Source organism: Deltaproteobacteria bacterium (assembly GCA_003696105.1).
In the GTDB taxonomy this organism is placed as follows: domain Bacteria; phylum Myxococcota_A; class Polyangia; order Haliangiales; family J016; genus J016.
Window position 1 is genome coordinate 1 of the sequence record RFGE01000063.1, and the last position, 21,241, is coordinate 21,241.

The 21,241-nt window shown below is 71.0% G+C and carries 15 protein-coding genes; 7 read left to right on the forward strand and 8 right to left on the reverse strand.

The annotated features are described in order from the left end of the window. From D6689_04000 to D6689_04010, 3 genes are all read right to left on the reverse strand, one after another. Window positions 1–1,585, reverse strand: a 1,585-nt coding sequence (locus D6689_04000) for a TRAP transporter large permease subunit (protein RMH43824.1), incomplete at its 3' end; no start/stop codon positions are given. Then, window positions 1,582–2,325 carry a TRAP transporter small permease gene (locus D6689_04005; protein RMH43825.1) on the reverse strand — a complete coding sequence of 248 codons (744 nt, stop codon included), beginning with the start codon at window positions 2,323–2,325 and terminating at the stop codon, window positions 1,582–1,584. The genes D6689_04005 and D6689_04000, both read right to left, overlap by 4 nt. Window positions 2,326–2,337: 12 nt before the next feature. Next, the gene (locus tag D6689_04010; protein ID RMH43826.1) at window positions 2,338–3,471 is read right to left on the reverse strand and encodes a TRAP transporter substrate-binding protein; all 1,134 of its coding nucleotides are present in this window, start codon (window positions 3,469–3,471) and stop codon (window positions 2,338–2,340) included. A gap of 84 nt (window positions 3,472–3,555) precedes the next feature. Between D6689_04010 and D6689_04015 the strand changes: the two genes are divergently transcribed. Then, window positions 3,556–4,866 carry a serine/threonine-protein phosphatase gene (locus tag D6689_04015; protein ID RMH43827.1) on the forward strand — a complete coding sequence of 437 codons (1,311 nt, stop codon included), beginning with the start codon at window positions 3,556–3,558 and terminating at the stop codon, window positions 4,864–4,866. Between the two features lie 85 nt (window positions 4,867–4,951). Here D6689_04015 and D6689_04020 read toward each other — a convergent pair whose 3' ends face one another. The 3 genes from D6689_04020 to hemE all read right to left on the reverse strand — a co-directional run bounded on the left by D6689_04020 (window position 4,952) and on the right by hemE (window position 9,395). Further along, the gene (locus tag D6689_04020) at window positions 4,952–6,067 is read right to left on the reverse strand and encodes a methyltransferase domain-containing protein (GenBank protein ID RMH43828.1); all 1,116 of its coding nucleotides are present in this window, start codon (window positions 6,065–6,067) and stop codon (window positions 4,952–4,954) included. 107 nt (window positions 6,068–6,174) lie between these two features. Beyond that, window positions 6,175–8,352, reverse strand: a complete 2,178-nt coding sequence (gene hemG, locus D6689_04025) for a protoporphyrinogen oxidase (GenBank protein RMH43829.1) — start codon at window positions 8,350–8,352, stop codon at window positions 6,175–6,177. After that, window positions 8,349–9,395 (reverse strand): uroporphyrinogen decarboxylase, encoded by a 1,047-nt coding sequence (hemE, locus tag D6689_04030; protein ID RMH43830.1) that lies wholly within the window; start codon window positions 9,393–9,395, stop codon window positions 8,349–8,351. The genes hemG and hemE overlap by 4 nt, the downstream gene beginning before the upstream one ends. A gap of 22 nt (window positions 9,396–9,417) precedes the next feature. Between hemE and D6689_04035 the strand changes: the two genes are divergently transcribed. Then, a complete protein-coding gene (locus D6689_04035; protein RMH43831.1) occupies window positions 9,418–12,549 on the forward strand; it encodes a penicillin acylase family protein in 3,132 nt (1,043 codons plus the stop codon). Continuing rightward, a complete protein-coding gene (locus D6689_04040) occupies window positions 12,546–13,544 on the forward strand; it encodes a response regulator (protein ID RMH43832.1) in 999 nt (332 codons plus the stop codon). Before D6689_04035 ends, D6689_04040 begins: the two co-directional genes overlap by 4 nt. Window positions 13,545–13,549: 5 nt before the next feature. On the opposite strand, the gene D6689_04045 is transcribed toward D6689_04040, so the two are convergent. Together D6689_04045 and D6689_04050 are read right to left on the reverse strand one after the other, a co-directional pair. Continuing rightward, window positions 13,550–14,863, reverse strand: a complete 1,314-nt coding sequence (locus D6689_04045) for a serine/threonine-protein phosphatase (protein ID RMH43833.1) — start codon at window positions 14,861–14,863, stop codon at window positions 13,550–13,552. Beyond that, window positions 14,860–16,272, reverse strand: coding sequence for a hypothetical protein (locus D6689_04050; protein RMH43834.1), 1,413 nt, complete (start codon window positions 16,270–16,272; stop codon window positions 14,860–14,862). Before D6689_04050 ends, D6689_04045 begins: the two co-directional genes overlap by 4 nt. Before the next feature lie 74 nt (window positions 16,273–16,346). Between D6689_04050 and D6689_04055 the strand changes: the two genes are divergently transcribed. The 4 genes from D6689_04055 (at window position 16,347) to D6689_04070 (ending at window position 21,227) form a co-directional block, all read left to right on the forward strand. After that, entirely contained in the window at window positions 16,347–17,564 is a 1,218-nt protein-coding gene (locus D6689_04055) for a hypothetical protein (GenBank protein ID RMH43835.1), read from the forward strand. Beyond that, on the forward strand, window positions 17,371–19,167 hold the full coding sequence (locus D6689_04060) for a molecular chaperone DnaK (GenBank protein RMH43836.1): 1,797 nt from the start codon (window positions 17,371–17,373) through the stop codon (window positions 19,165–19,167). The genes D6689_04055 and D6689_04060 overlap by 194 nt, the downstream gene beginning before the upstream one ends. Then, a complete protein-coding gene (locus D6689_04065; protein RMH43837.1) occupies window positions 19,145–19,690 on the forward strand; it encodes a MarR family transcriptional regulator in 546 nt (181 codons plus the stop codon). Before D6689_04060 ends, D6689_04065 begins: the two co-directional genes overlap by 23 nt. A 532-nt stretch (window positions 19,691–20,222) precedes the next feature. Next, the gene (locus D6689_04070) at window positions 20,223–21,227 is read left to right on the forward strand and encodes an ATP-binding cassette domain-containing protein (protein RMH43838.1); all 1,005 of its coding nucleotides are present in this window, start codon (window positions 20,223–20,225) and stop codon (window positions 21,225–21,227) included. The last annotated feature ends 14 nt before the right edge of the window (window positions 21,228–21,241 follow it).

A 21,241-nucleotide genomic window follows, 5' to 3' on the forward strand; every position in this document is an offset into this window, starting at 1 on the left:
CGTCCGCGTAGTCGCCTGCGCCCGCGTCGCCGCCCGGCGCGCCGATGCCCAGGTCGTCGTCCGCGTAGTCGCCCGCGCCCGCGCCGCCGCCCGGCGCGCCGATGCCCAGGTCGTCGTCCGCGTAGTCGCCCGCGCCCGCGTCGCCGCCCGGCGCGTTGCCCGCCAAGCCGGCGCGCGCGCGCGCGCGGTCGAGCGCCGCCCCGAGCGCACCGCCACCGGCGCTCTCCTCGGCCAACGCGGATTGCGGCCGACCATCCCACGGAAACGGCTCCCACACGGGAAGGCCGGCCTGGTAGTTGACGAGCCCCTTCGACAGCGTCGGTACATACATGAACGCCAACAACCCCGCGATCGTGATCGCGAGCGTCGGCAACACCGCCTTCGACACCTGGCCGAACGGCTTTTTGAACACCGCCGCCGCGACGAATAGATTGGTCGCCACGGGCGGCATCAGATAGCCGATTTCCATGTTGACGACGAACACGACGCCGAAGTGCAGTGGGTCCATCCCGTAGTGCTCGACCGCAAGCGGTGCGAGCATCGGCGCGAAAATCAGTGTCGCGCTGATCGAATCCATCAGCGCGCCGAGCACGATGAGCACGACGTTGACCAGCAGCAGAAACCCGACCGGGCCGAGCTGCCAGCGCTCGATCAACGCCTTGAGCGCCTGATCCACCCGGATCAGCGCGAGGAAATCGTTGAGGCCGAACGCGAGCCCGATGATCAGGATCAGCATGCCGATCAGCTTGCCCGCCTCCGCGAGCGCGTCGATCACGCCGCGCACGTCCAGCTCGCGGTAGATGCCCATCGTGACGACGAGCGCGTAAACGACCGCGACGGCACCTGCCTTCGACGGCGTATACAAGCCATAGTAGATGCCGCCAAGCACGACCAAGGGCAGCAGCAGCGCCCATACGCCATCGACGCACGCCTGCCAGAACGCCCTCCAGCGGAACGGGTGCCGCTCGCCGCGAACGCCGCGCCCCACCCAGATCGAGTAGACGGCCAGCGCCCCGGCGATGAGCACGGCGGGCACCAACCCGGCGATGAACAGCTGGCTCGGATCGACGTTGCCATGCGGCAGAGCGCTCACCGAGATGGCGTAGATCAACATCGAGATCGCCGGCGGCACGAGGCAGCCGAGCGAACCGGCCGTCATGACGATGCCGAGCGAGAAGTTCTCCGGATACTTTTGTTCGAGCATCGCCGGCACCATGATCGAACCGACCGCGATCAGCGTCACCGGCGACGATCCGGAGATCGCCGCGAAGAACATGCACGCCGCCACCGAGGCGACGCCGAGCCCACCGGGCAACCACCCGAGCCCCTCCTTCATCACGCGCACGAGCCGTTCGGCGAGTCCCCCGCGGGTCATGATCGCGCCGGCGGCCATGAACAGCGGAATCGCGAGAAACTCTCCCTTGGTTACGAGGCCCTCCATCGGTGCGATCAACTGCGTGAGCGACGTAAAGCCGTCGATCGCGTCCGTGTACACCGAGTAGGCGACCGTCGTGACCACCGCGACGATCACGAACAGCGGCGCTCCGATCAGCGCGAGCGCGAGCAATACCAGCGCGACGATCACGTCGGCACCTGCTCCTTCGGCGCCTCGTCGGTGCGCGTCGCGATCGTATAGGTCTGCGCCAGCAGGCGCACGGCCATCGCGGCGAACACGTACGGGAACACGAGGTAGACCGCCCACAGCGGAACCCAATCGAGCGTCTGCAGCGTGCTGCCGTGGCCGCCTGCGCTCTTCCACGCGGCGTAGTGCTCGCGTATCGAGTGGATCGACAACGCAAGCAGCGCAAGACAACAGGCCGACGTGATCGCGTGGGCGATCGCCTTGACCACGTGCAGCACGCCGCGCGGCCAGATCTTCTCGCCGAACTCGAGCGACAGGTGCGCCTTTTCGTAGGTCGCCATCGACGCGCCGAGGAACGCCACCCACAGCATCAGCCCGAGCGCCGCCTCGCCGGCCCAGACGAACCCGCCGGGCAAATTGCGCAGATAGATTTCGATCACGCCCGCGATCGCGGCAGTGAGCGCCGCCGCAATCGCCGCGTTCGCTGCCCGCGACCGCCGATGCTCGCCGTCGCGTACGACGCGGGTCTCGAGCGCGAGCCACACGAACGCGAACAGGCCGGCGACATCCCCCCAACCGCGGTCGGTCCCGAACACGTCGCGGATCACGGACGCGAACACGAGCAGCCCCATCGCGAGGAACATCACGCCACACAGGAGCTGCTCGGCGCGAAACCAGGCGCGGTCGAGCCGGCGGATCAGCGGGAAACTGGGCTGTGCGCCACGTTCCGTCGGTTCGCGCACGCGCAGACGATACTACGGCGCCTTCCGTTTGCGGTAGGTTGCTAACCCGTTCTCGAGCAAGTCGAGCACGCGCACGGCGGACGGGCTCTGCTGTTTGCGAAACGCATCGCGCACGCGGGCGGTCGCCCGCTCGAACGCCGCCCGCTGCGCGGGCGACAGCCGGTGGACCTGAATTCCCTCGCTCCGCAGGATCTCGATCAGATCCGGATTCAGCGCGCGAATCAGCTTGCGGCCGCGCCGCACGATCTTGCGCCCCTCGTCGATGAGGATCGCCTGCAGGTCGGCCGGTAGCCCGTCGAACCACTCGCGATTGAACGCGATCGCGGCGGGCTGGTAGATGTGCGCCGACAGCGTCACGTGTTTGATCGACTTGTGCCAGCTCGCTGCGATCGCGAACAGCAACGCCTGGTCGAAGCCGTCCACCGCCCCGGTCTGCAGCGCCGTGAGGACCTCGGTCGTCGGAATGGCTTGCGGTGCCGCGTCGAGCGCTTTCCACATTTCGATGTGGACGAAGCTCTCCTGCGACCGCATCTTGCGGCCCTTCAGGTCCTCCGGCTTCAGGATCGGCCCCCAGTTCGAGCCGAAGTGGCGAAAGCCGTTTTCGCTCCAAAACGCGAGCACCAGGCCCCGGTCGCGAAACAGCTTCTCCATCGGCGCCAGCAGCAGGTTGTCGAGCGCGTAGTCCGCCTCCCCGAAGCCGCGAAACATGAACGGAATCTCGACGACGTTGAGCTCCGGGACGAGGGACGCGAGCGCGCCGGTCGACGCGCCGACGCCCTGGATGTGGCCGCTTTTCACTTTGCGGACGGCGGCGATCTCGTCGCCGAGCGTGCCGCCGAGATAGACCTTCACCTTGAGTCGACCGCCGCTGGCCTTCTCGACGTTGCGCTTGTACAGCTTCAGCAGATCCGCCCACGGCGTGCCCTCCGGCGCGACCGTGGCGATCTTCAGGGTGTGCTGCGGGCCGGCGTGCGCGGCCGGCGCCCCCGCGGCCGCGACCGCTGCCCCCACGAGTGCCCACAAGTACCGGACCATCCGTATCTCCTGTTTGCTCAGTCCCGACGAACTCGGACCTGCCGGACGGTAAGCGAGCCGACAGGCCGGGGTCAATCGCCTTTCTGTCGACCGCCGCGCCGCCCGGCGCATTCACCGCGGCCCGAGCAATTTCTGGTGCGCCGTGCGAGAAATGCCAACGGTTCTAACGGTATCCTTACGGTGCCCGGACTCGCCATGTCGAGCACGCAACCCACGGTGAAGCTGAAGGCCGCCGAGATCACCGACGTCGGCGTGGTCCGCGATCACAACGAGGACAGCGGCTACGTCGACCCGCAACTCGAGTACTTCATCGTCGCCGACGGCATGGGCGGCCACGCCGCAGGGGAAGTGGCCAGCGCGATGGCGGTCGAGCAGGTGAGCGCCGCGCTGTCTGCCCACCGAGACCTGCTCAGCGCCTTCGCCGCCCACCCGACCGACGAAGATCGTCGCAAGGTGGTGGCGCTCCTCGAAGACGCGGTGCGCGCCGCCCATCAGGCCGTATTCTCGCGCGGGATCAAGGAAGCGGACAAACAGGGGATGGGAACCACCCTCGACGTCCTGCTCGTGTCCGGCTGCGAAGCGTTCATCGCCCACGTCGGCGACAGCCGGACGTACCTGCTCCGGGACGGGAAGGCGTCGCAGATCACTACCGATCACACGGTCGCCGAAGTGCTCGTCATCGAGGGGAAGCTGTCGGTCGAGGAGGCGCAGGCGTCGCCGCTGCGCACCATCCTCGTCAATGCGATCGGCGTATCGCCCGACGTCGGCGTCGAAATCTCTCACGTCAAGCTCCGCACCGGCGATCGGCTGCTGCTTTGCTCCGACGGGCTGCACGACTACTTTCCGTCCGACGTCGAACTGGCGTCCTACCTGCAAGAGGACGACATCCACACCGCGCTGGAGAAGTTGGTCGACACCGCGAAGCAACGGGGTGGCCACGACAACATCACCGGCATCCTCGTCGAGGTGATCGAGTGCCGGCCGGCATCCGGCGCCGAAGTCATCGACGCCGGGTTGTCCGATGGGGTTCCGCGCGAGATCGGATCGGCGGAGACCATGCCGGTCGACGCGAGCGGGGCGACGCCGACCGCGCCGGAGGCACAGGACGCCGGGTCGGCTGCAGGCGCAGGCGCCGAATCCGCGGGGGCCAGCGGCGAGTCCGCGGAGGACGGCGCCGAATCCGCGGAGGAAGGCGCCGACTCCGCGCGCGCAGGCGCCGAGTCCGCGGAGGACGGCGCCGACTCGGCGCGCGCAGACGCCGAATCCGCGGAGGCGGGCGATGCCGCACCCGCGGCGGACGCCAGCTCCGACGCCGAACCCGAGGCCCCTTCCCGCAAGCGGCGCCGCGGTCGCAAGAGCCGGCAGACGCTGCCGCTCGGCGCCAAAGCGCTCGATCCGGCCGGCGGCCCGGCCGGTGACGACGCGGACGGCGCCGCGCCGGACGACGACGCCGTCCGCAAGACCGAACCGATGGCGACAGTCGCCCCCGACGCGGATCCGGATTGACGGGAGCCCCGCTGGCGCGAATCGCTCTGCCGGGGGCGGTGGCCGCGCGGTCCGGCACTCCACGCGCCCCCCACCGGACGCGCCGTCACGGCGCGTCGCGCCGAGACGCCGGCTGCAACCGCCGGACGGGCGTATCGGCGCGGATGTCGATCACGCCGGTACGCGCCGCCGGCGCGATCGGCTCTGCCAGCGCGACCACGTCGCCTCGCCGGACGCTGGCGATGTCCCGGTTGCTCTCGGAACGATGTCGCCGCAACAAGCGCAAACGCACGCGCCCGGCGTCACCACAGCCGTCGACCTCCAGCTTGCCCTTCGGCCGGTTCAGCTGTGACACGACGCGCAGCAGCAGAGTGCCGGCCGACGCGGGGACGAGTGGATCGGTTCGCTTGCGCAGCGTGAGGTACGAAAACTTGAGTCCGCGCTCGCGCAAGCCGGTCGCGGCCGCGAGCTGTGCGGCGCGCGGCGGCAGCTGTACCGGACGATCCTCGTGGCACCAATCGCGGTCGTCGGCCAACATCGGACACGGGGCGACAGACCGGATGCACGGCGCGAACACGTGTGCGGCCCCCGCGTCGACCACCGCGTCGCGCAAGCGGTGCAGATCGCGCGCCGTCTGCCGCAGCGCCGGCTCCACGATGACGACCGCGCCGTCGTCGGCGACGGACTCCAGGAGGTTTCGCGCCAGCTCGTACCGCCGTTCTGGGAGCACCTCGTTGAACACCGCCCCCGCGACCACGAGATCGAACGGCTCGTCGCCCCAGCGCGGCTCGTCCGCATCGCGGGGCACCAGCGCGATGTCGCCGTCGCACACTCGTTCGAACGCCGCACGCATCACCTCCAGCGCCTCCGCGTCGCGGTCGACGGCGACGACATCGAGCGGCGCGCCCAACTCGGCGAACGCACCAAAGGTCATCGCACCGGTCCCGGCGCCGACGTCGAGCACGCGCAGCGGCCGCCGCGCGGGGACGAGCCCGCGCCCGCGCAGCTCCGCCAGCGGAATGCGCACCTTGGCCGCGTCGGCGACCGCGAAAAACACCGCGCGCGCGGCGAGATCGGCCGCACCGCCCAGGCCGGCGATGCGCTCGCGCTCGCGCGTATACGCGATCGACCGCGCGCGAATCGCCGCGACCAGCGCCGAGCGCGGCACCCGCGGAGCGGCGGCCCACAGCGCGTCCTCGATCGCCGCAGGTAGAGTCCACACGTCGAGCCTCCGTCACCGGCGCGTGACCCGCGTCCACCGTGCGGGTGCGGCGCACTGCAGACCCGGAAGCGGGGCCGGGGCGTTCCCCGCACCGCCCGCACGCGCAGTCATCGCGGCCCTCCCTCGAGCGCGATGACGACGCGGCTTTCCGCCGGCACGTCCGCCCGCGCCACGGCGGTGTGGTCCGGGCCGCCGGGCGCCGCCGGCGGGAACCACACGCGGAGTTCGTAGCGACCGGGCGGCAAGCCGTCGAGCCGTGCGGTGCCCGCGGCGTCGGTGATCGCCGTCCACGCATGCGCCGCCACCGCGACGTAGACGACATCATCCGGGTCCGCTTCGGTCCACAGCGCGGCGATCCCTTCGCGCGGCAGCGGCACGTCGATGCGCCGGCCCGCGATCGGCAGCGGCGCGACCACCGCCGCGCCTCCGCCGGCGTATCTCACGTGCACGACATGGCGGCGGTCGTCGTCGTTGATCACGGCCACCGCGCCGCCCGCGGGCACGAGCGCAACCCGCGGCGACAGCGTGCAGTCTCGCACCGCGACCGCGGCGGGCGGCGCCGGCGGCGCCGGCGGCGCGGGTGCCGGACCGGCTGCGGTCACCACCGCACCGGCAACCCCGACCGTGCGCTCGCGAGCGTGTCGGTCGGCGATGACCGCTTCCGGCGCGACCGGCAGCGGTGCGGGGCGCGGCGCTCCGCACGCATTGACGCCCGGCGACCGCAACATCTCCGCAGAGGGCCGCGGCCATACGACCTGGACTTCGACAGCGCCCGGCGGCGCCGTCCGCGCCGGATCGGCGCCTCGCTCCGCAGCCGGCGCACGCGAGACCGCCGCGTCCGCCGGTGCGACGGCCGGGCGCGCCGGCGCCGGACCTCCGGCCGCACACGCCGCGGCGATCGCGGCACACGCCGCGACGCCGACGTGCGCGAGCACGCGGCGCGCGACCCTCGACGCATCGGCCACGCAGGCGTTGACCGCGACGCCGTGATAGCTCGCACCGGCGAGCACGACGCCGGCCGGCTCGCACACGCGCTCGGCCGCCGTCACGCGGTCGAGGTGCCCAATCGTGTATTGAGCGATCGCGCGGCGGTGGCGGAACACCGCACGGTGTGTCGGCGCCGCGGCGATGCCGAGCGCGCGGCCGACGTCGCCACGCGCCGCGGCGATGAGGTCGTCGTCGTCCAGGTCGACCGCGGCCGGATCGCGTACGCCGCCGTACACGCAGCGCAGCAGCACGCAGTCGTCGGGGGCGCGGCCCGACCAGATGCTGCTCTCGAACACGACGCCGAGCGCGCGGATCGGCTCGCCGTCGACGACGAGAAAGCCGAACCCGTCGAGCGGGTGCGGCACGTCGCCGCGGCGGTATCCGAGGTAGGCGACCGCGACCGGAGCGAACTCGATCCCCCGCAGCGGCCGCACCGCGTCCGGCAGCGCCCCCGCAACCAGCTCTGCCGCCACCGGCGCAGCGACCGCGAGCACGACCGCGTCGAACGGCTGCGCGGCCGCCTTGCCCAACCGTTGCCCGCGCAACCGCAATCGACCATTCTTGAGCCGGTCGACCCGGTCGACCGACGCGCCCGTGCGCAGCGCGTCGCCGACCTCTGCCGCGACCGCGTCGACCAGCGCGCCGGCGCCGCCCAACGGCGCGCACAGCCGGCCCGATCGCCGGGGTTGGCCGGACCGCCGCCTCTGCCGTGCGGTGGCGATCATGCCGCGGACCAGCCCGCCGCGTTCCTCCAGCGCGGCGATCTTCGGGAACGCCGCGCGCAGGCTCAACCGCTCCGCATCGCCCGCGAATACGCCGGTCACCATCGGCCCGACGGCCACCTTGGCGATCTCCGGCCCGAGCCGTCGGCGCGCGAACGCCGCGACCGATTCGTCGCCGATGCGCAACGGCCTGCGCAGCGGCTCGGCCGCCGCGTACAGTTTGCCGCGCCACGACACCAGGTCCGTGCGCAACGCCTCCCACGGACTGGCCGGCACCGGCCGCAGCCGACCTCGATAGAACACCCACCGCCGCTTCGCCGCCGGTGACGCCGGCTCCACCGGTACCCCCAGCTCCTCGCACAGCGGCACCGCGCCGTCGGCCACGTTGTCGAGGAAGCCGTTGGCGGCGCGCTCGTGCAGATATCCTTCGTCGCGTACGGACCGGATCACGCCACCGGGCCGGTCGGCCGCGTCGAACACCGCGACATCGACGCGGCCCGTGTGCAGCAGCGCCCGCGCTGCGGCGAGGCCGCCGATGCCGGCTCCGACGACCGCTACTCGAGGCCGACCGGTCATCGCCGCGACAGTTCCTTGACCGCCTCGACCATCACCCGCACGCGCTCGGGATCGGTCTGCGGCAGCACACCGTGGCCGAGATTGAACACGTGGCCCGGCTCCGATCCCGCCGCCTCCAGCACCTCGCGGACGCGCTCGCGCAGTTCGTCCGGCGGCAGAAACAGGCACGTCGGATCCAGGTTGCCCTGCACCGCGACGCCCGGCCCCACGCGCCGCCGCGCCTCGGCCAGATCGACGCGCCAGTCGATCCCGAGGACGTCCGCGCCGCTGTCGGCGTACACGTCCAGATACGGCGCGCAGCCGTTGACGAAGTAGATGATCGGCACCGGCGACTCCGACCAGGTCCTCGACGCCCGCAACCGGTCGAACGTGTCGCGCGCATAGCGCAGCGCGAATTCGCGGAAATCGCGCGGCGACAGGATCCCTGCCCAACTGTCGAACAACTGAATCGCCTGGGCGCCGGCGGCCACCTGGGCCTCCAAATACAGCGCGCAGCACTCGGCGAGCTTGCCGAGCAGCGCGTGCGCAGCGTCTCGCTGCTGATACAACAGCGCCTTCAGGTTCGGATAGCTCTTTGAACCCCCCCCTTCGACCGCGTAGGTCGCCAGCGTAAACGGCGCCCCGGCGAATCCGATGAGTGGCACGCGGCCCGCGAGCGCCTTGCGAATCTTGCGCACCGCCTCGAACACGAACGGCATCGACGCCTCGGGATCGGGCACGACGAGGCGATCGATCGCGGCGCGGTCGCGCACCGGCGCCGGCAACACCGGTGCCGGCGTGAACGCGAGCTCCATCCCCATCGCCTCGAGCGGAATCAGGATGTCGCTAAACAGGATCGCGGCGTCGAAGCCGAACTCGTCGATCGGCTGCAGCGTCACCTCGCACGCGAGGTCGGGCGACTTGCACAGCTCGATGAAGCTCACGCGCTCGCGCACCGCGCGGTATTGCGGCAGATACCGGCCCGCCTGACGCATCATCCACACCGGCGTACGCTCGACCGGCTCGCGCCGGCAAGCGCGCAAGAACAGGGAGTCGTTCGACATCTCGGGGGGAGAGTAAAGGCAGATGCCGGCGGCCGCCAGCGGTCGCGGCGGCGCACGGCCCGCGCGGAGCGCGACGCGATTCCCGTCGGACGGCGCTGCGGCTGCCCGCTGCGTGCGATCGTACCGCACGCCGGCGGCCTGCGGCCGCGATGGTGTACATTGCGCGACGATGACCTCGTTCGCTTTCGGCCCGCAACGCTCCATCGACGGTCCCCGCGCGGCGCTTGTCGCCGGCGTCATCGGCATCGCGCTCGCCGCGGTCCCGGCCGGCTGCGGAGACGGCGGAGGCGGCGGAGCCGGCGGTCCGCCGGCCGGCCCGTACGACGACCTGTCGCTGACCCGCGACCTGCAGATCGACGGCTTCGACGGCACCGCGCACGTCGCCCGCGATCGGTTCGGCGTCGCGCACGTGTACGCCGAATCGATCCGCGACCTGTATTTCGCGACCGGCTACGTAATGGCACACGATCGCCTGCCGCAGATGGACATCCTGCGGCGGTTCGGCGCGGGCACCGTGGCCGAACTGTTCGGCATCGACGACGACGCCCTCGAGTCCGACTTCGAGATGCGCATGCACCGATTCCGGCCCCTGTCGGAAATGGCGTGGGCCGAATTGCAGGCGTCGACCGATCCGCGCGACCGCGACATCGTCGAGGCGCTCACGGCGTTCGCCGACGGCGTCAACGCCTACAACGCGGACGTCCTCGCCGGCGTATGGCAACTCGACGACCGGATTCTCGCCGTATTCGACCCGGAGCGGTTCGCGCCGTGGTCGCCGGTCGACAGCCTCGTGCTCGGCAAGTTCCAGGCGTTCGCCCTGTCGTACACGGCGGATTTCGTGCTCGACGCCACCGACGTCTACCAGACCGCACGCGACGTGTTCGACGGCGCCGACCCGGCCACGGCCCCCGATCTCGCCGCCCGCGCCGGCTTCGCGGCCGACCTGCTGCGGTTCATTCCGATCGATCGAGTGTCGACCATCGACGGCTTCCCCAACGTCGACCGCGACACGGGGTCGCGGTCCAACTCGATCGGCGCCAGCCGGCGCGGCTCCGCCGCGGGCCGGTTGCTGCGCCGCGCGCTCGCGGCGACCGCCGACCTGCCCGCTCCCCGCCGGGCGACCCGGCCGCGCGTTCCGCGCGCGCTGCTTCGCGCGGCGAGCCGCACGCACCGGCCGGCCAAACACTTCGGCCCGAACGGGCTGCCAGACGGGCTGCTCGTTCCGCACTCCGGTTCCAACAACTGGGTAGTCGGCCCCGATCACGCCGCCGGCTCGGCACTTCTCGCGGGCGACCCGCACCTGAGCCTGCCGAACCCGTCCGTGTTCTACCCGATCCACATGGTCATTCCCGGCGTGCTCGACGTCGAGGGCGGCACGTTCCCCGGCATCCCGGGCGTCCTTCACGGCACCAACGGCAAGGTCGCATGGGCGTCCACCGTCGTGTTTCACGACGTCAACGACGTCTACCTCGAACAGATCGAACCCTGCGACGACGGGCCCGGCGACTGCGTTCGGTTCAACGGCGATCAGGTGCCGATCGAGACGTGGACCGAGACGTTCCGCATCGGCTCGCTGGGGACCATCTTCGATACGGTCACGGTCGACTACGAGCGCGTGCCGCACCACGGCCCGATTTTGCCAACGATCGGTGACCGCACGGTCATTCCGCGCGACACCGACCAGGCGCTGTCGGTCCGCTACACGGGCCACGACGTCACCTTCGAGATCCGATTCTTGTGGGATCTCAACCGCGCCGACACGGTCGCCGACGCCTTCTCGGCGCTCACCGAGTTCCGATACGGCGGACAAAACTGGGTGTTCATCGACGCGGACGGCAACATCGGCTGGTCGACACACGCGGACGTGCCGTTGCGCGATCCGAACGCATACACGTGGAACGCCGACGACGCCCCCGATGGACTCGCGCCGTTCTTCGTGCTGCCCGGCGATGGCGCGGCCGAGTGGCAGGGCATGATGGACCCGCGCTATCTGCCCCACGCCTACAATCCGCCGGCCGGTTATCTCGTCACCGCCAACTCGGATCCGGTGGGCGCCACCTTCGACGGCGACCCGTTCAACCAACCGATCGTCGACGGTCGCCCCCTGTACCTGAGTGCCTTCTACGCGCCCGGCCTGCGCACGGGCCGCATCGACCGCCTGCTGCGCCAGCGGATCGACGCCGGCACTGCGATGACTGCCGAGGACATGGCCGCGATTCAAACGGACAGCGACTCGACGCTTGGCGCCCGGTTCCAGCCGCTGCTCGCGACCGCGGCCGCCGCGGTCGACGGCGGAGACGCGGGTGTGACGGCGTGGCTAGCCACGCTCCCGGCCGACCGCGTCTCGCGCTTGCGCGACGCGGCCGCACGCCTCGAGGCGTGGACGCTGCGCACCGTGCCGGCCGTCACCGGAACGCCGCCGCAGGCCGACATCGACGACAGCGTGGCGACGACGATCTTCAACGTCTGGGGCCACTTCTTCGTCGGCGCGGCGCTCGGCGACGAGGTCGCGCGCCTCGATTGGGACATCTACAAGATCAACGAGAACCTGACGATCCGCGTGGCGCTGGCGCTGCTCGAAGAGCCCGACACGTTCCGCAGCGGGCTGGCCGCGGAGACGGGCCAGCCGGTACTGTGCGACGACCTCGACACCCCCGAGGTCGAAAGCTGCACGCTGATCGCGCTGCAGTCGCTCGACCGTGCGCTCGAGTGGCTCAGGGGAACGGATGCGTTCGACGGAGCACCGATGGACTCCTGGCGGTGGGGCGCGCTTCACACGCTCACCCTCGAACCGCTGTTTCCGAACAACGAGTTGAATATCCCGCCGCCGAACGACCCCGACCCGGCGCTGCGCCGCGGCTACCCGCGCGCCGGCGACAACTTCGTGATCAACCGGGCCGACTGCACGTGGACCGACTTGGACTTTCGCCAAGACGGCGCCGGTCCGGCGCAGCGCATGATCGCGGACGCGACCGGCGGATCGATCCGAATCCGGCTCGCCGTGCCGGGCGGCACGATCTACGATCCGACCAGCCCGCACTTTCGCGACCTGATGGACACCTACTACATTCCAAACGCATATTTCTCCGTCCCGTTCGCGACGGACGAAATCGTGCAGGAGGGCGAACAGCGGTGGGTGATCCGGGGCCGGTGAACGTCGCGCGCATCGTCGCGATCGCACCGGCCGACGACGCGGCCGCAGCGCGCCTGGCTGAGTTGCTCGCGCCGGCCGACATCGCCGTCGTCCGCCAGCCGGATGCCGGCGAGGCGTGCGCCGCGCTCGTGATGGACGGCGACGAAGCGACCTGCGTCGCGGTGGTCGCGACTGACCTCGACGCAATCCGCCACGTCCGCGATACGCTGCCGGACATGCCACCGGTCGCCGTCGGGCGCTCGCCGGCGGCGGCGGACGTCGTGGCGGCCTTTCGCGCCGGCGCGTTCGACCTGATCGACGTGGCCGCCGACAGCCAAGCCGCCGTACTCGCCACGTTCGACCGCGTACTGGCAGAGGCGCACCGCCGCGCCGATCGGCGCCGCCGGCTCGCGGCGATGCGGGCAATTGTCGAAGACTTCTTGCGCGTGCTGGTAAAGGCGGAGCGGCGCTCGCTCGACCTGGAACAGCGGATCGCGGGCGGGCCGGAACCGGACATCGACCCGGACCGGCCGCCGCGGGTCCTGGTCGTCGACGACGACCCGGACGTCGTCGACATGCTCGTGCACGTGCTCGCGACCGAGGGCATCGACGCGCGCTCGGCCGGAGCCGGCGCGCCGGCAATCGAGCAGGTCGCGCAGGCGCGCACTGCAGGCGAGGCGGTCGACTTGCTGCTCATCGACAAGAACCTGCCGGACATCGACGGCCTGCGCGTGATCGGGCGTTGCCGCGACATCGACCCGCACCTCACCGCGATGATCATGACTGGCTTCGCGTCGACGGAGAGCGCGATTGACGCGGCGGACCTCGGCGTCGCGGGCTACGTGCTCAAGCCGTTCGACGACATCGCCTCCCTCGTGCGACGCGTTCGCGAAGTGGCCGACCGCGCGCTCGCCGAGCGGCGCGAGCGCCGCTATCTCGCCCGCATCAAAGAGCGCCACTCCGAATTCCTACTGCGCTACCGCCAGCTGGCGGCGCAGTTCGACAAGCTCGCGTAGCCGCGTCAGCCGCCGAACCGGACGACGACGAGCGCCAGGTCGTCTTCGACACCGCCGGCGCGCGCGAGCCGGTCCACGTCCGACACGATCCGATCGCGAAGGCCGCGCGCCGACATCCCGGCCGACGTCGCGAGCAGCTTCTGCAGGCGGCGATCGCCAAACGGCTTGCCATCCTCGCCGCGCACGTCGACGAGTCCGTCCGTGAAAAACACGACCAGGTCGCCCGGCACGAGCGCCATCTCCTGAGTCGGATAGCGACTCTGCAGTTCATCCCCGAGCACCGGCCCCGCGCCGTGGAACACGCTGAGCGTGCCTTGTGTGCCCACGCGGTAGGGGAACGGGTGGCCGGCGTTCGCGTACCTCGCGGTACGCTCGCGCGGGTCGATCAGCGCCGCGAATGCGGTCATGTGCGCCGGCTTGTCCGGCCGCCACAGCGCCCGGTTGAGCGCGCCGAGGAGCGACGCCGGTTCCACCTGATCGCCGTGCGCCTCCACGATCGCGTCGCAGCAGCTCTTGACGACCGCCGAGACCATCGAGCCGGCCAGGCCGGCGCCGGTCGCATCGCCGATGACGACCAGCGCGCGCGCGCCGACCGGGTACACCGACCAGAAGTCGCTGCCGGCCTCCCCCGCGGCGCGAAAGTACCCGGCCCAGGTAACGTCGCCGTGCGCCCCCTCGGACTGCGGCGGCACGAGCGCCGCCTGAACGGCCGCCGCGAGGTCCACCTCGCGCGCGAGGCTGATGACGTGACTCGCCTCGCGGTGCAGCCGCACGTTGGCGCACGCCGCCGTCGCCAACAGGCGAAAGTCGTCGAGCGCGGCACGCTCGGCCACATTCGGACGGCGGCCGAGCGCCAGCCCGAGCGCCGCCAGCAGATGGCCGCGGTGCACCAACGGCACGACGAGGTCGACGCCGTATGCGTCCATGAGCTGCGCCAGCGGACCGCGCATCGCGCCGAACCGCGCCGCGCCGAGGTCGCCGCGCGCGGCCACCACCGGATTGTGGCGGAACCAGCCGAACACGCCGCTGAGCGCCACCGGCACCGCAGTCGGCTCTTGCCCCTCGGCGTAGGCGTCCCAGCCGTCGCTGGTCACCGCGTGGACGAACGCGACCGCGCGCGGCGCGCCGAACTGCTGGCGCGCGGTGTCGGCCGCGGCCGCGAGCACCCGCTCGATGCTGTCGAGTTCGAGCGACTGCTCGGCGAATGCGGCCAGCGCGCGCGCCGCGCCGCCGCGCGCACCGCCGGCGGGCCGGACGAACGCGAACAGCGCAACCCAGGCGAGCGCCGCGCCGGCGGCCAGCACCGCACCGACGATCACGCGCGGCCTCCTTCGTCGGTCGGGCCGAACTCCGCCGCACACACGGTCACGTCGTCGTCGAGCGCATTCCCGCCGGTGTAGCGGTCGATCTCCGCCATCAGCAGTTCGGGGATTCGCGTGGCTCGCTCGTGCGCCATCGCCTGAATCGCCGCGCGCAGGCGTCGCTCGCCGAACGGACCCTTGTCGGGCGACGCGGCGTCCACCAGTCCGTCGGTGTACAGCACCAGCTTGTCCCCCATCGCCATCGGCCGGCGGTGCGTCTCGTACGCTGCCTCCGGCGCCGCGCCCAGCGTGTTGCCGCGCGCGACCAACACCTCGACTTTCGCCTCATCGCCGGCGATGAAGAACGGGAAGTTCTGCGCCGCATTCGCGTACCGCACCTCACCGGCCGCCTTGTCGAGCACGGCGGCGAACGCGGTCATCATGTAGCGCGTGCGGCCGGCGCGGTAGATGGCGCGGTTGAGCGCGGCCAGCAGCCGCCCCGGGTCGAGGTCAGCGCCCATGAGCTGCCAGTGGGCATCGATCGCCCCCTTGGCCACTGCAGCGAGCAGCGCCGGAGCGGCTCCGTGGCCCGTCGCATCCGCGATCACCAGCAGCAGCCGGCCGCGCCCGAGTTCGCGCCAGCTCCACAGGTCCCCGCCACACTCGGCCACCGGCACGAACAGCCCGCGCAACTCGAACGTCGGACGGCGCACGACCCGGTCGTCGGGCATCAGCGACTCTTGCATCGCGGTCGCCAGGTCGAACGTGCGCGCGAGCCGCGAGCCGCCGCGCGCTTCCGCGTCGAGGTACGTGTTCGCGATCGCGGCCGTGGTCGTCGCACGCATCGCGCGGTAGAAGACGTCCGCGTCCTCCGGCGCGACGCGCGCGCCGCCGATGACACCCAGTCCGAGCAGGACGCCCCGGTGGACCAGCGGCAACACGACGTCGCCGCCGAGTTCGTCCAGCAGCGCGCGGACGGCGGCCGGTCCGCTCGCGTCCCCGCGCGCGGCGAGGTCGGCGCGGTTGACCGGCTGCCGCTGGTCGGCCAGCCAGTCGAACGCCGCCGATTCGCCGTCGACGACGCGCGCGTCGCTTGCGCCGAGCGCGACGATCTGGCCGTCCGGGGCCGGCGCGATCAAGACTGCGGTCGAAGCGCCGACCTGCGCGCGCACGGCCATGCGAAACTCGCGCGCGATCGCGTCCAACGAGTCCGCCGCCAACGCGCGCTCGAGAAACCGGGTCGCCGGATCCGCCGTGGGGGCGCCGCCCCGCAACCGGCCCGCAACGCCGGCCGCGATCATGCCGAGAGCGCCCACCCCGAGCGCCGCGCCGGCCGGGGTCCCCGGGCCGAGGGCGCCCGCACCAAACGCCAAGCCGACGGACGAGCCCGCGAGCAGCAGGGAGCCCAGGCGAAACGACCCGGTCACTACCGGTATCCTACCCGCCGGTGACCGCCGCCACAACTTGCGAGAATCGTTGCTCGGTCCCTATAATCCCACCGATGGCTGCAGCGCCGATTCGGATCAAGTTGCGCTGCAAGTCGTGGCCTCAGCTGCGCGCGATCTATCAACGCGACCTGTCGCGATCCGCGATCTTTCTCAAGGCGGCCAAGCCACCGCCGGTGGGCACAAAGGTCCGCATCGATCTCACGTTGCCGTCGGAGTCGTTGATCGTCCTGAACGGCGCCGTGTCGGCGCACGTGCCGCCGGGTGGCCTCGGGGGCCGCGGCCCCGGGATCGACATCGCGCTCGATACCGTGCCGCAAAGTGCGCTGTGGCTGATCGAAACGGCGCTTCGGTCCGCCAGGGCGACGCCGGCCAAGACGCCGGCCGCCGCCGGCGATGGCGCGCGCACTGCGGCGGTGGAGGACGCCGCCGACATCGTCGATGCCGAAGCCGAATTGGTCGCCTCGCTGCGCGAGGAACTCGCCTCGCTGCAGCGGATGAACCCGTTCCAGATCCTGGGCGTCGGTTACGACGCCACCGACGCCGACGTGCGCGCGGCGTTCGGCGAACTCACGCGCAAGTACCATCCGGACCGCTTCGCCCGCTACCAGAGCACCGAAGCGCGCGCCCAGGCGTCGGAAATCTTCATCCTCATCCGCGACGCCTATCGCAAACTCGGCACCGAGAAGGCGCGCGCCCGCACCCGCGCGGCGCTGGAAGGACGCCGCGCAACGCCGACCCGCGGCGCGCGCCCCACCGCCGCGCCCACCGCGGCGCCGAGCCCGCAGCCGGTCGCACGCGCGCCGGCCGCCCGGCCGCGAGTGCAAAGCGGCCCGGCGGCGCCGCCCGCGTTCACGCCGCGCGCGGCCACGGCGCCGCCCGCGGCCACGGCGCCGCCCGCGGCTCCCGCGCCGCCGGCGCCGGCACCCCGCGCGGCCGCGACGCAACCCGCGGCGTCCGACGGAATCGGTTCCGACCTGGAGCGCGCCGGCGCCCTCGTCGAAGCCGGCCAATTCGACCAGGCGCTCATGCTGTACCAGATCGCCGCGCGCAAACGCCCCGACGACCGGCGCGCTCGCGCTGGCGTCGAACTGTGCGAGGGCCTCAAAGCCCTCGCGTTGCGCGACCGCCTCGAAGCGGCGCAACGCTTCGAAGCCGTGCTCGAACTCGACCCCGCCAACGAGCGCGCGATCCGCGAACTCGCGGAGATGCGCCGAATCGCCACCAACGAGCGAAAGGGCCTGCTCGCCCGGCTGCTCGGCCAAAAGGAGTAACGGGGTGGGACGCATCATCGGCATCGACCTGGGAACGACCAACTCGTGCGTCGCCGTGCTCGACGACAAGGGGCAGCCGCGCGTCCTGGCCGATCGCACCGGCCAGCGCACGACGCCGTCGGTTGTGGCGTGGACGGCCGACGGAGTGCTCGTGGGTCACCCGGCGCGCCGCCAGGCAGTGACCAACCCCCAGCGGACGATTTTCGGCATCAAGCGCCTCATCGGCCGCAAGGTCAACGCGGACGACGTGTCCTGGTTCGCGCGGTCGGTCCCGTTTCGAATCGTCGCCGCTCCCAACGGCGATGCGTGGGTTCGCATCGGCAACGAGATCAAGTCGCCGCAGGAAGTGTCGTCGCACGTGATGTCGCGCATGCGACAGATCGCCGAGGAGGCGCTCGGCGAACCGGTTACCCAGGCGGTCGTCACCGTTCCCGCCTACTTCGACGACGCTCAACGCCAGGCGACTCGCGACGCGGGCGCGATCGCGGGCCTCGACGTGGTCCGCATTCTCAACGAACCGACCGCCGCCGCGCTCGCGTACGGAGCGCACCGCGTGCGCAAGGGGCGCCGCGTGATCGCCGTGTTCGACCTCGGCGGAGGCACGTTCGACATCTCGATCATGGCGGTCGAAAACGGCATCTTCGAGGTGCTCGCGACCAACGGCGACACCGCGCTCGGCGGCGACGACTGGGACCGGCGGCTGATCGAGCGAATCGCCGACGAGGTGTTCGACGCACACCGCGTCGACGTCACCGGCATTCCGGTTGCGCTCGGCCGGCTCAAGGAGGCGGCCGAGTCCGCCAAGCGCGAACTCACGCATGCGCGCGAGACCGTCATCCGGTTGCCGTACCTCGCGCAGAACGACGCCGGCGAGCAAATCCACATCGAGCGCACCGTGACGCGCGACGAACTTACCGCGGCGACATCGGATCTCATCGACAGGCTCAGGATCCCTTGCGAACGCGCACTCCGCGACGCTGAGCTGTCGCCGGCCGACATCGAAGAAGTGCTGCTGGTCGGCGGCATGTCGCGCGACCCGATGGTGCAGCAGATGGTCGAACAGATCTTCGGCACCAAACCGTCCAAAGGCGCGAACCCCGACGAGATCGTCGCGTGCGGAGCCGCGGCACAGGGGGGCATCCTGTCCGGCCAACTCGACGATGCCGCGCTGCTGGACGTCGCCGCGCACTCGATCGGCATCCGCGTCGGCGACTCGGCGTTCTCGACGATCATCCCGCGAAACTCGATGCTGCCGGCGCGCGCCCGCAAACTGTTCGCGACGACGATGGACAACCAGCGGTTCGTCCACATCGACATCTATCAGGGCGAGGACAGCGATGTGCGGCGCAACCGCAAACTTGGCGAAATTCGCCTCGAAGACCTCCCGCCCGGCCCTGCCGGCAGCGTCAAACTCGAGCTGTCCCTCACCGCCAACGTGGAATCGATCCTGGAGGTCCGCGCCCGCGAACTGAGCACCGGCCGCGAAGCCCGCGTGCGCATCGCGCCATCCGGCGGCCTGTCGCCTGACGAAATTCAGCAGATCATCGAGCGCCGACGGCTCGAGGAGCAGCGATCGGCCGATGGCCAGGCGGGATCCGACTGACGCCCTCGTCCTCCGCATGGCCGACGCCATCGGGGGTCTCATCGAGTTCTGGGGGTTCAAGCGCCACATGGGCCGCGCGTGGACGGTCCTGTACTTTTCGCGTGAGCCGTTGTCGGCCGCCGAACTCGGCGAGCGCCTGTCTCTGTCCGCCGGGGCGATCTCGATGACGATGCACCAACTGCTCGAGTGGGGAGTCGTGCGCAAGACGCGGAGACCGGGCGATCGTCGCGACTATTACGAGCCGGAGACGAGCATCTGGAAGATGGTGTCGCGCGTGTTCCGCGAGCGCGAACTGCGCCAGATCCAGGTGGCGATCGAAGCGTTCGAAGCGTCGCTGGCGGAGCTGGCCGAGCTCGCTCGCGACGCGGCCGGCGACCGGCGAGATCAGGTCCGGTTCGTACGCCAACGCGTCGAGTTCCTGCTCGGCATCGCGCGCATCGGCGACCGGCTGCTGCGCGCCATCCTGTCCGGGCAGAACGTGAGCGCGCTGCCGCTCAAGAACCTGCCGCCCGAACCCGACTGAGCCGAACGTGGGGCCGGCGCGCGGCCACCATCGCGCGACCGCCGCGCGCTCCGACCGCTGGGGCCGGCCTCCGAAGGCCGCGATGGTCCACCACCCGGTCGACTCCAGCGGGCCGGCAGCCGACGGCGATCCGCAGACCGCCGCGTGACACCCGGCCGCCGAAAGCGCCGAAGCGGACCCGGAGGTCCGCTTCGGCATTCGCTCTTCAGTTGTAGCCGGTTGGCTAAAAACGGCCGGGTGCAGGCTCACTCAATGGCCGCCTGGTCTGATGCCCAGGACATTTGTCCGGCACGTCAACGGTGCTGGATCCTCTCCCCCGTGCGGCGGAGCCCCCGACCCCATGCGCCGTCGGGCAGCTCACCCGCGGCGCGCTGCTGACAGCCCGGTGGTGTTTCCGTCGTCAAGACACCTCCTGTGGGTTGGGGTTTTCGCGTCGACGCAGTTTCAAGTGTAAGAACTCGTCGCGGTCGACGCAAGCAAGATCGACATCGCCCCCTCGTCTTTGTCGGGCCGCGTGCGGCACAATGCCGGCGTGGTCGAAGTCGAAGGCCTCGTCAAGCACTTCCGCGTGCACCGGCGACCCCCCGGCTTTGCGGCCGCCGTTCGGTCGCTGTTTCGCCGGGATAGCGAGATCGTTCGCGCGGTAGACGGGATTTCGCTGCGCATCGACCGAGGCGAACGCGTCGGCTTCCTCGGCCCGAACGGTGCCGGCAAGACCACGACATTGAAGGTGCTCAGCGGCCTGCTGCACCCGACGCGCGGCGAGGTCCGCGTCAACGGGTTCGAACCGCGCCGCCGCCAGCGCGCGTTCTTGCGCAGCATCACCCTGGTCATGGGGCAAAAGCAGCAGCTCATGTGGGACTTGCCGCCGGCCGAGACGTTCGAACTCAACCGCGCCGTGTTCGACGTGCCGCGCGACCGCTACCGCGCGGCGCTCGCCGAAATCGACGCGCTGCTCGGCATCGGGGAACTCGCCACCAAGCCGACCCGCCAGCTGTCGCTCGGCGAGCGCATGAAATGCGAGCTGACCGCCGCGTTGCTGCACGAACCGAACACGCTGTTTCTCGACGAGCCGACCATCGGTCTGGACGTCGCCATGCAGGTCGCGATCCGCGAGTTCATCCGGCGCTACAACGAGCGCTACGAGGCGACGGTTCTGCTGACGTCGCACTATATGGAAGATGTCGTCGCGCTTTGTCCGCGGGTCATCGTCATCGACCACGGTCGCATCATCTATGACGGCGACCTGCGCGCGCTCGTGAGGTCGATGCGCCCCGACAAGTTGGTGTCGTTTTCGCTCGCCGGTCCGGTCGACCGGGACGCGCTCGATCGGCTCGGCCACGTCGTCGACCACGAGGCCGGCCGCGTCGTGCTGCGCGTCGCGCACAACGCGGTGCGCGACGTCGTGAGCCACGCGCTCGAGCGCCTGCCGGTCGAAGACCTCAGCGTCGAAGACCCGCCGCTCGAAGACGTGATGCGTCAGTTGTTCCGCCGCGCAGCCGATGCGCGCCCGCCCGGCGCGGCATCCGAACCGTGAGTGCGCTCGAGTCC

Coding starts and splice junctions, on each gene's coding strand:
- D6689_04055 (RMH43835.1), top strand. CDS start 16,347: ATGGCTGCAGCGCCGATTCGGATCAAGTTGCGCTGCAAGTCGTGGCCT.
- D6689_04015 (RMH43827.1), top strand. CDS start 3,556: ATGTCGAGCACGCAACCCACGGTGAAGCTGAAGGCCGCCGAGATCACC.
- hemG (RMH43829.1), bottom strand. CDS start 8,352: ATGACCGGTCGGCCTCGAGTAGCGGTCGTCGGAGCCGGCATCGGCGGC.
- hemE (RMH43830.1), bottom strand. CDS start 9,395: ATGTCGAACGACTCCCTGTTCTTGCGCGCTTGCCGGCGCGAGCCGGTC.
- D6689_04010 (RMH43826.1), bottom strand. CDS start 3,471: ATGCGCCGGGCGGCGCGGCGGTCGACAGAAAGGCGATTGACCCCGGCC.
- D6689_04065 (RMH43837.1), top strand. CDS start 19,145: ATGGCCAGGCGGGATCCGACTGACGCCCTCGTCCTCCGCATGGCCGAC.
- D6689_04035 (RMH43831.1), top strand. CDS start 9,418: ATGCCGGCGGCCGCCAGCGGTCGCGGCGGCGCACGGCCCGCGCGGAGC.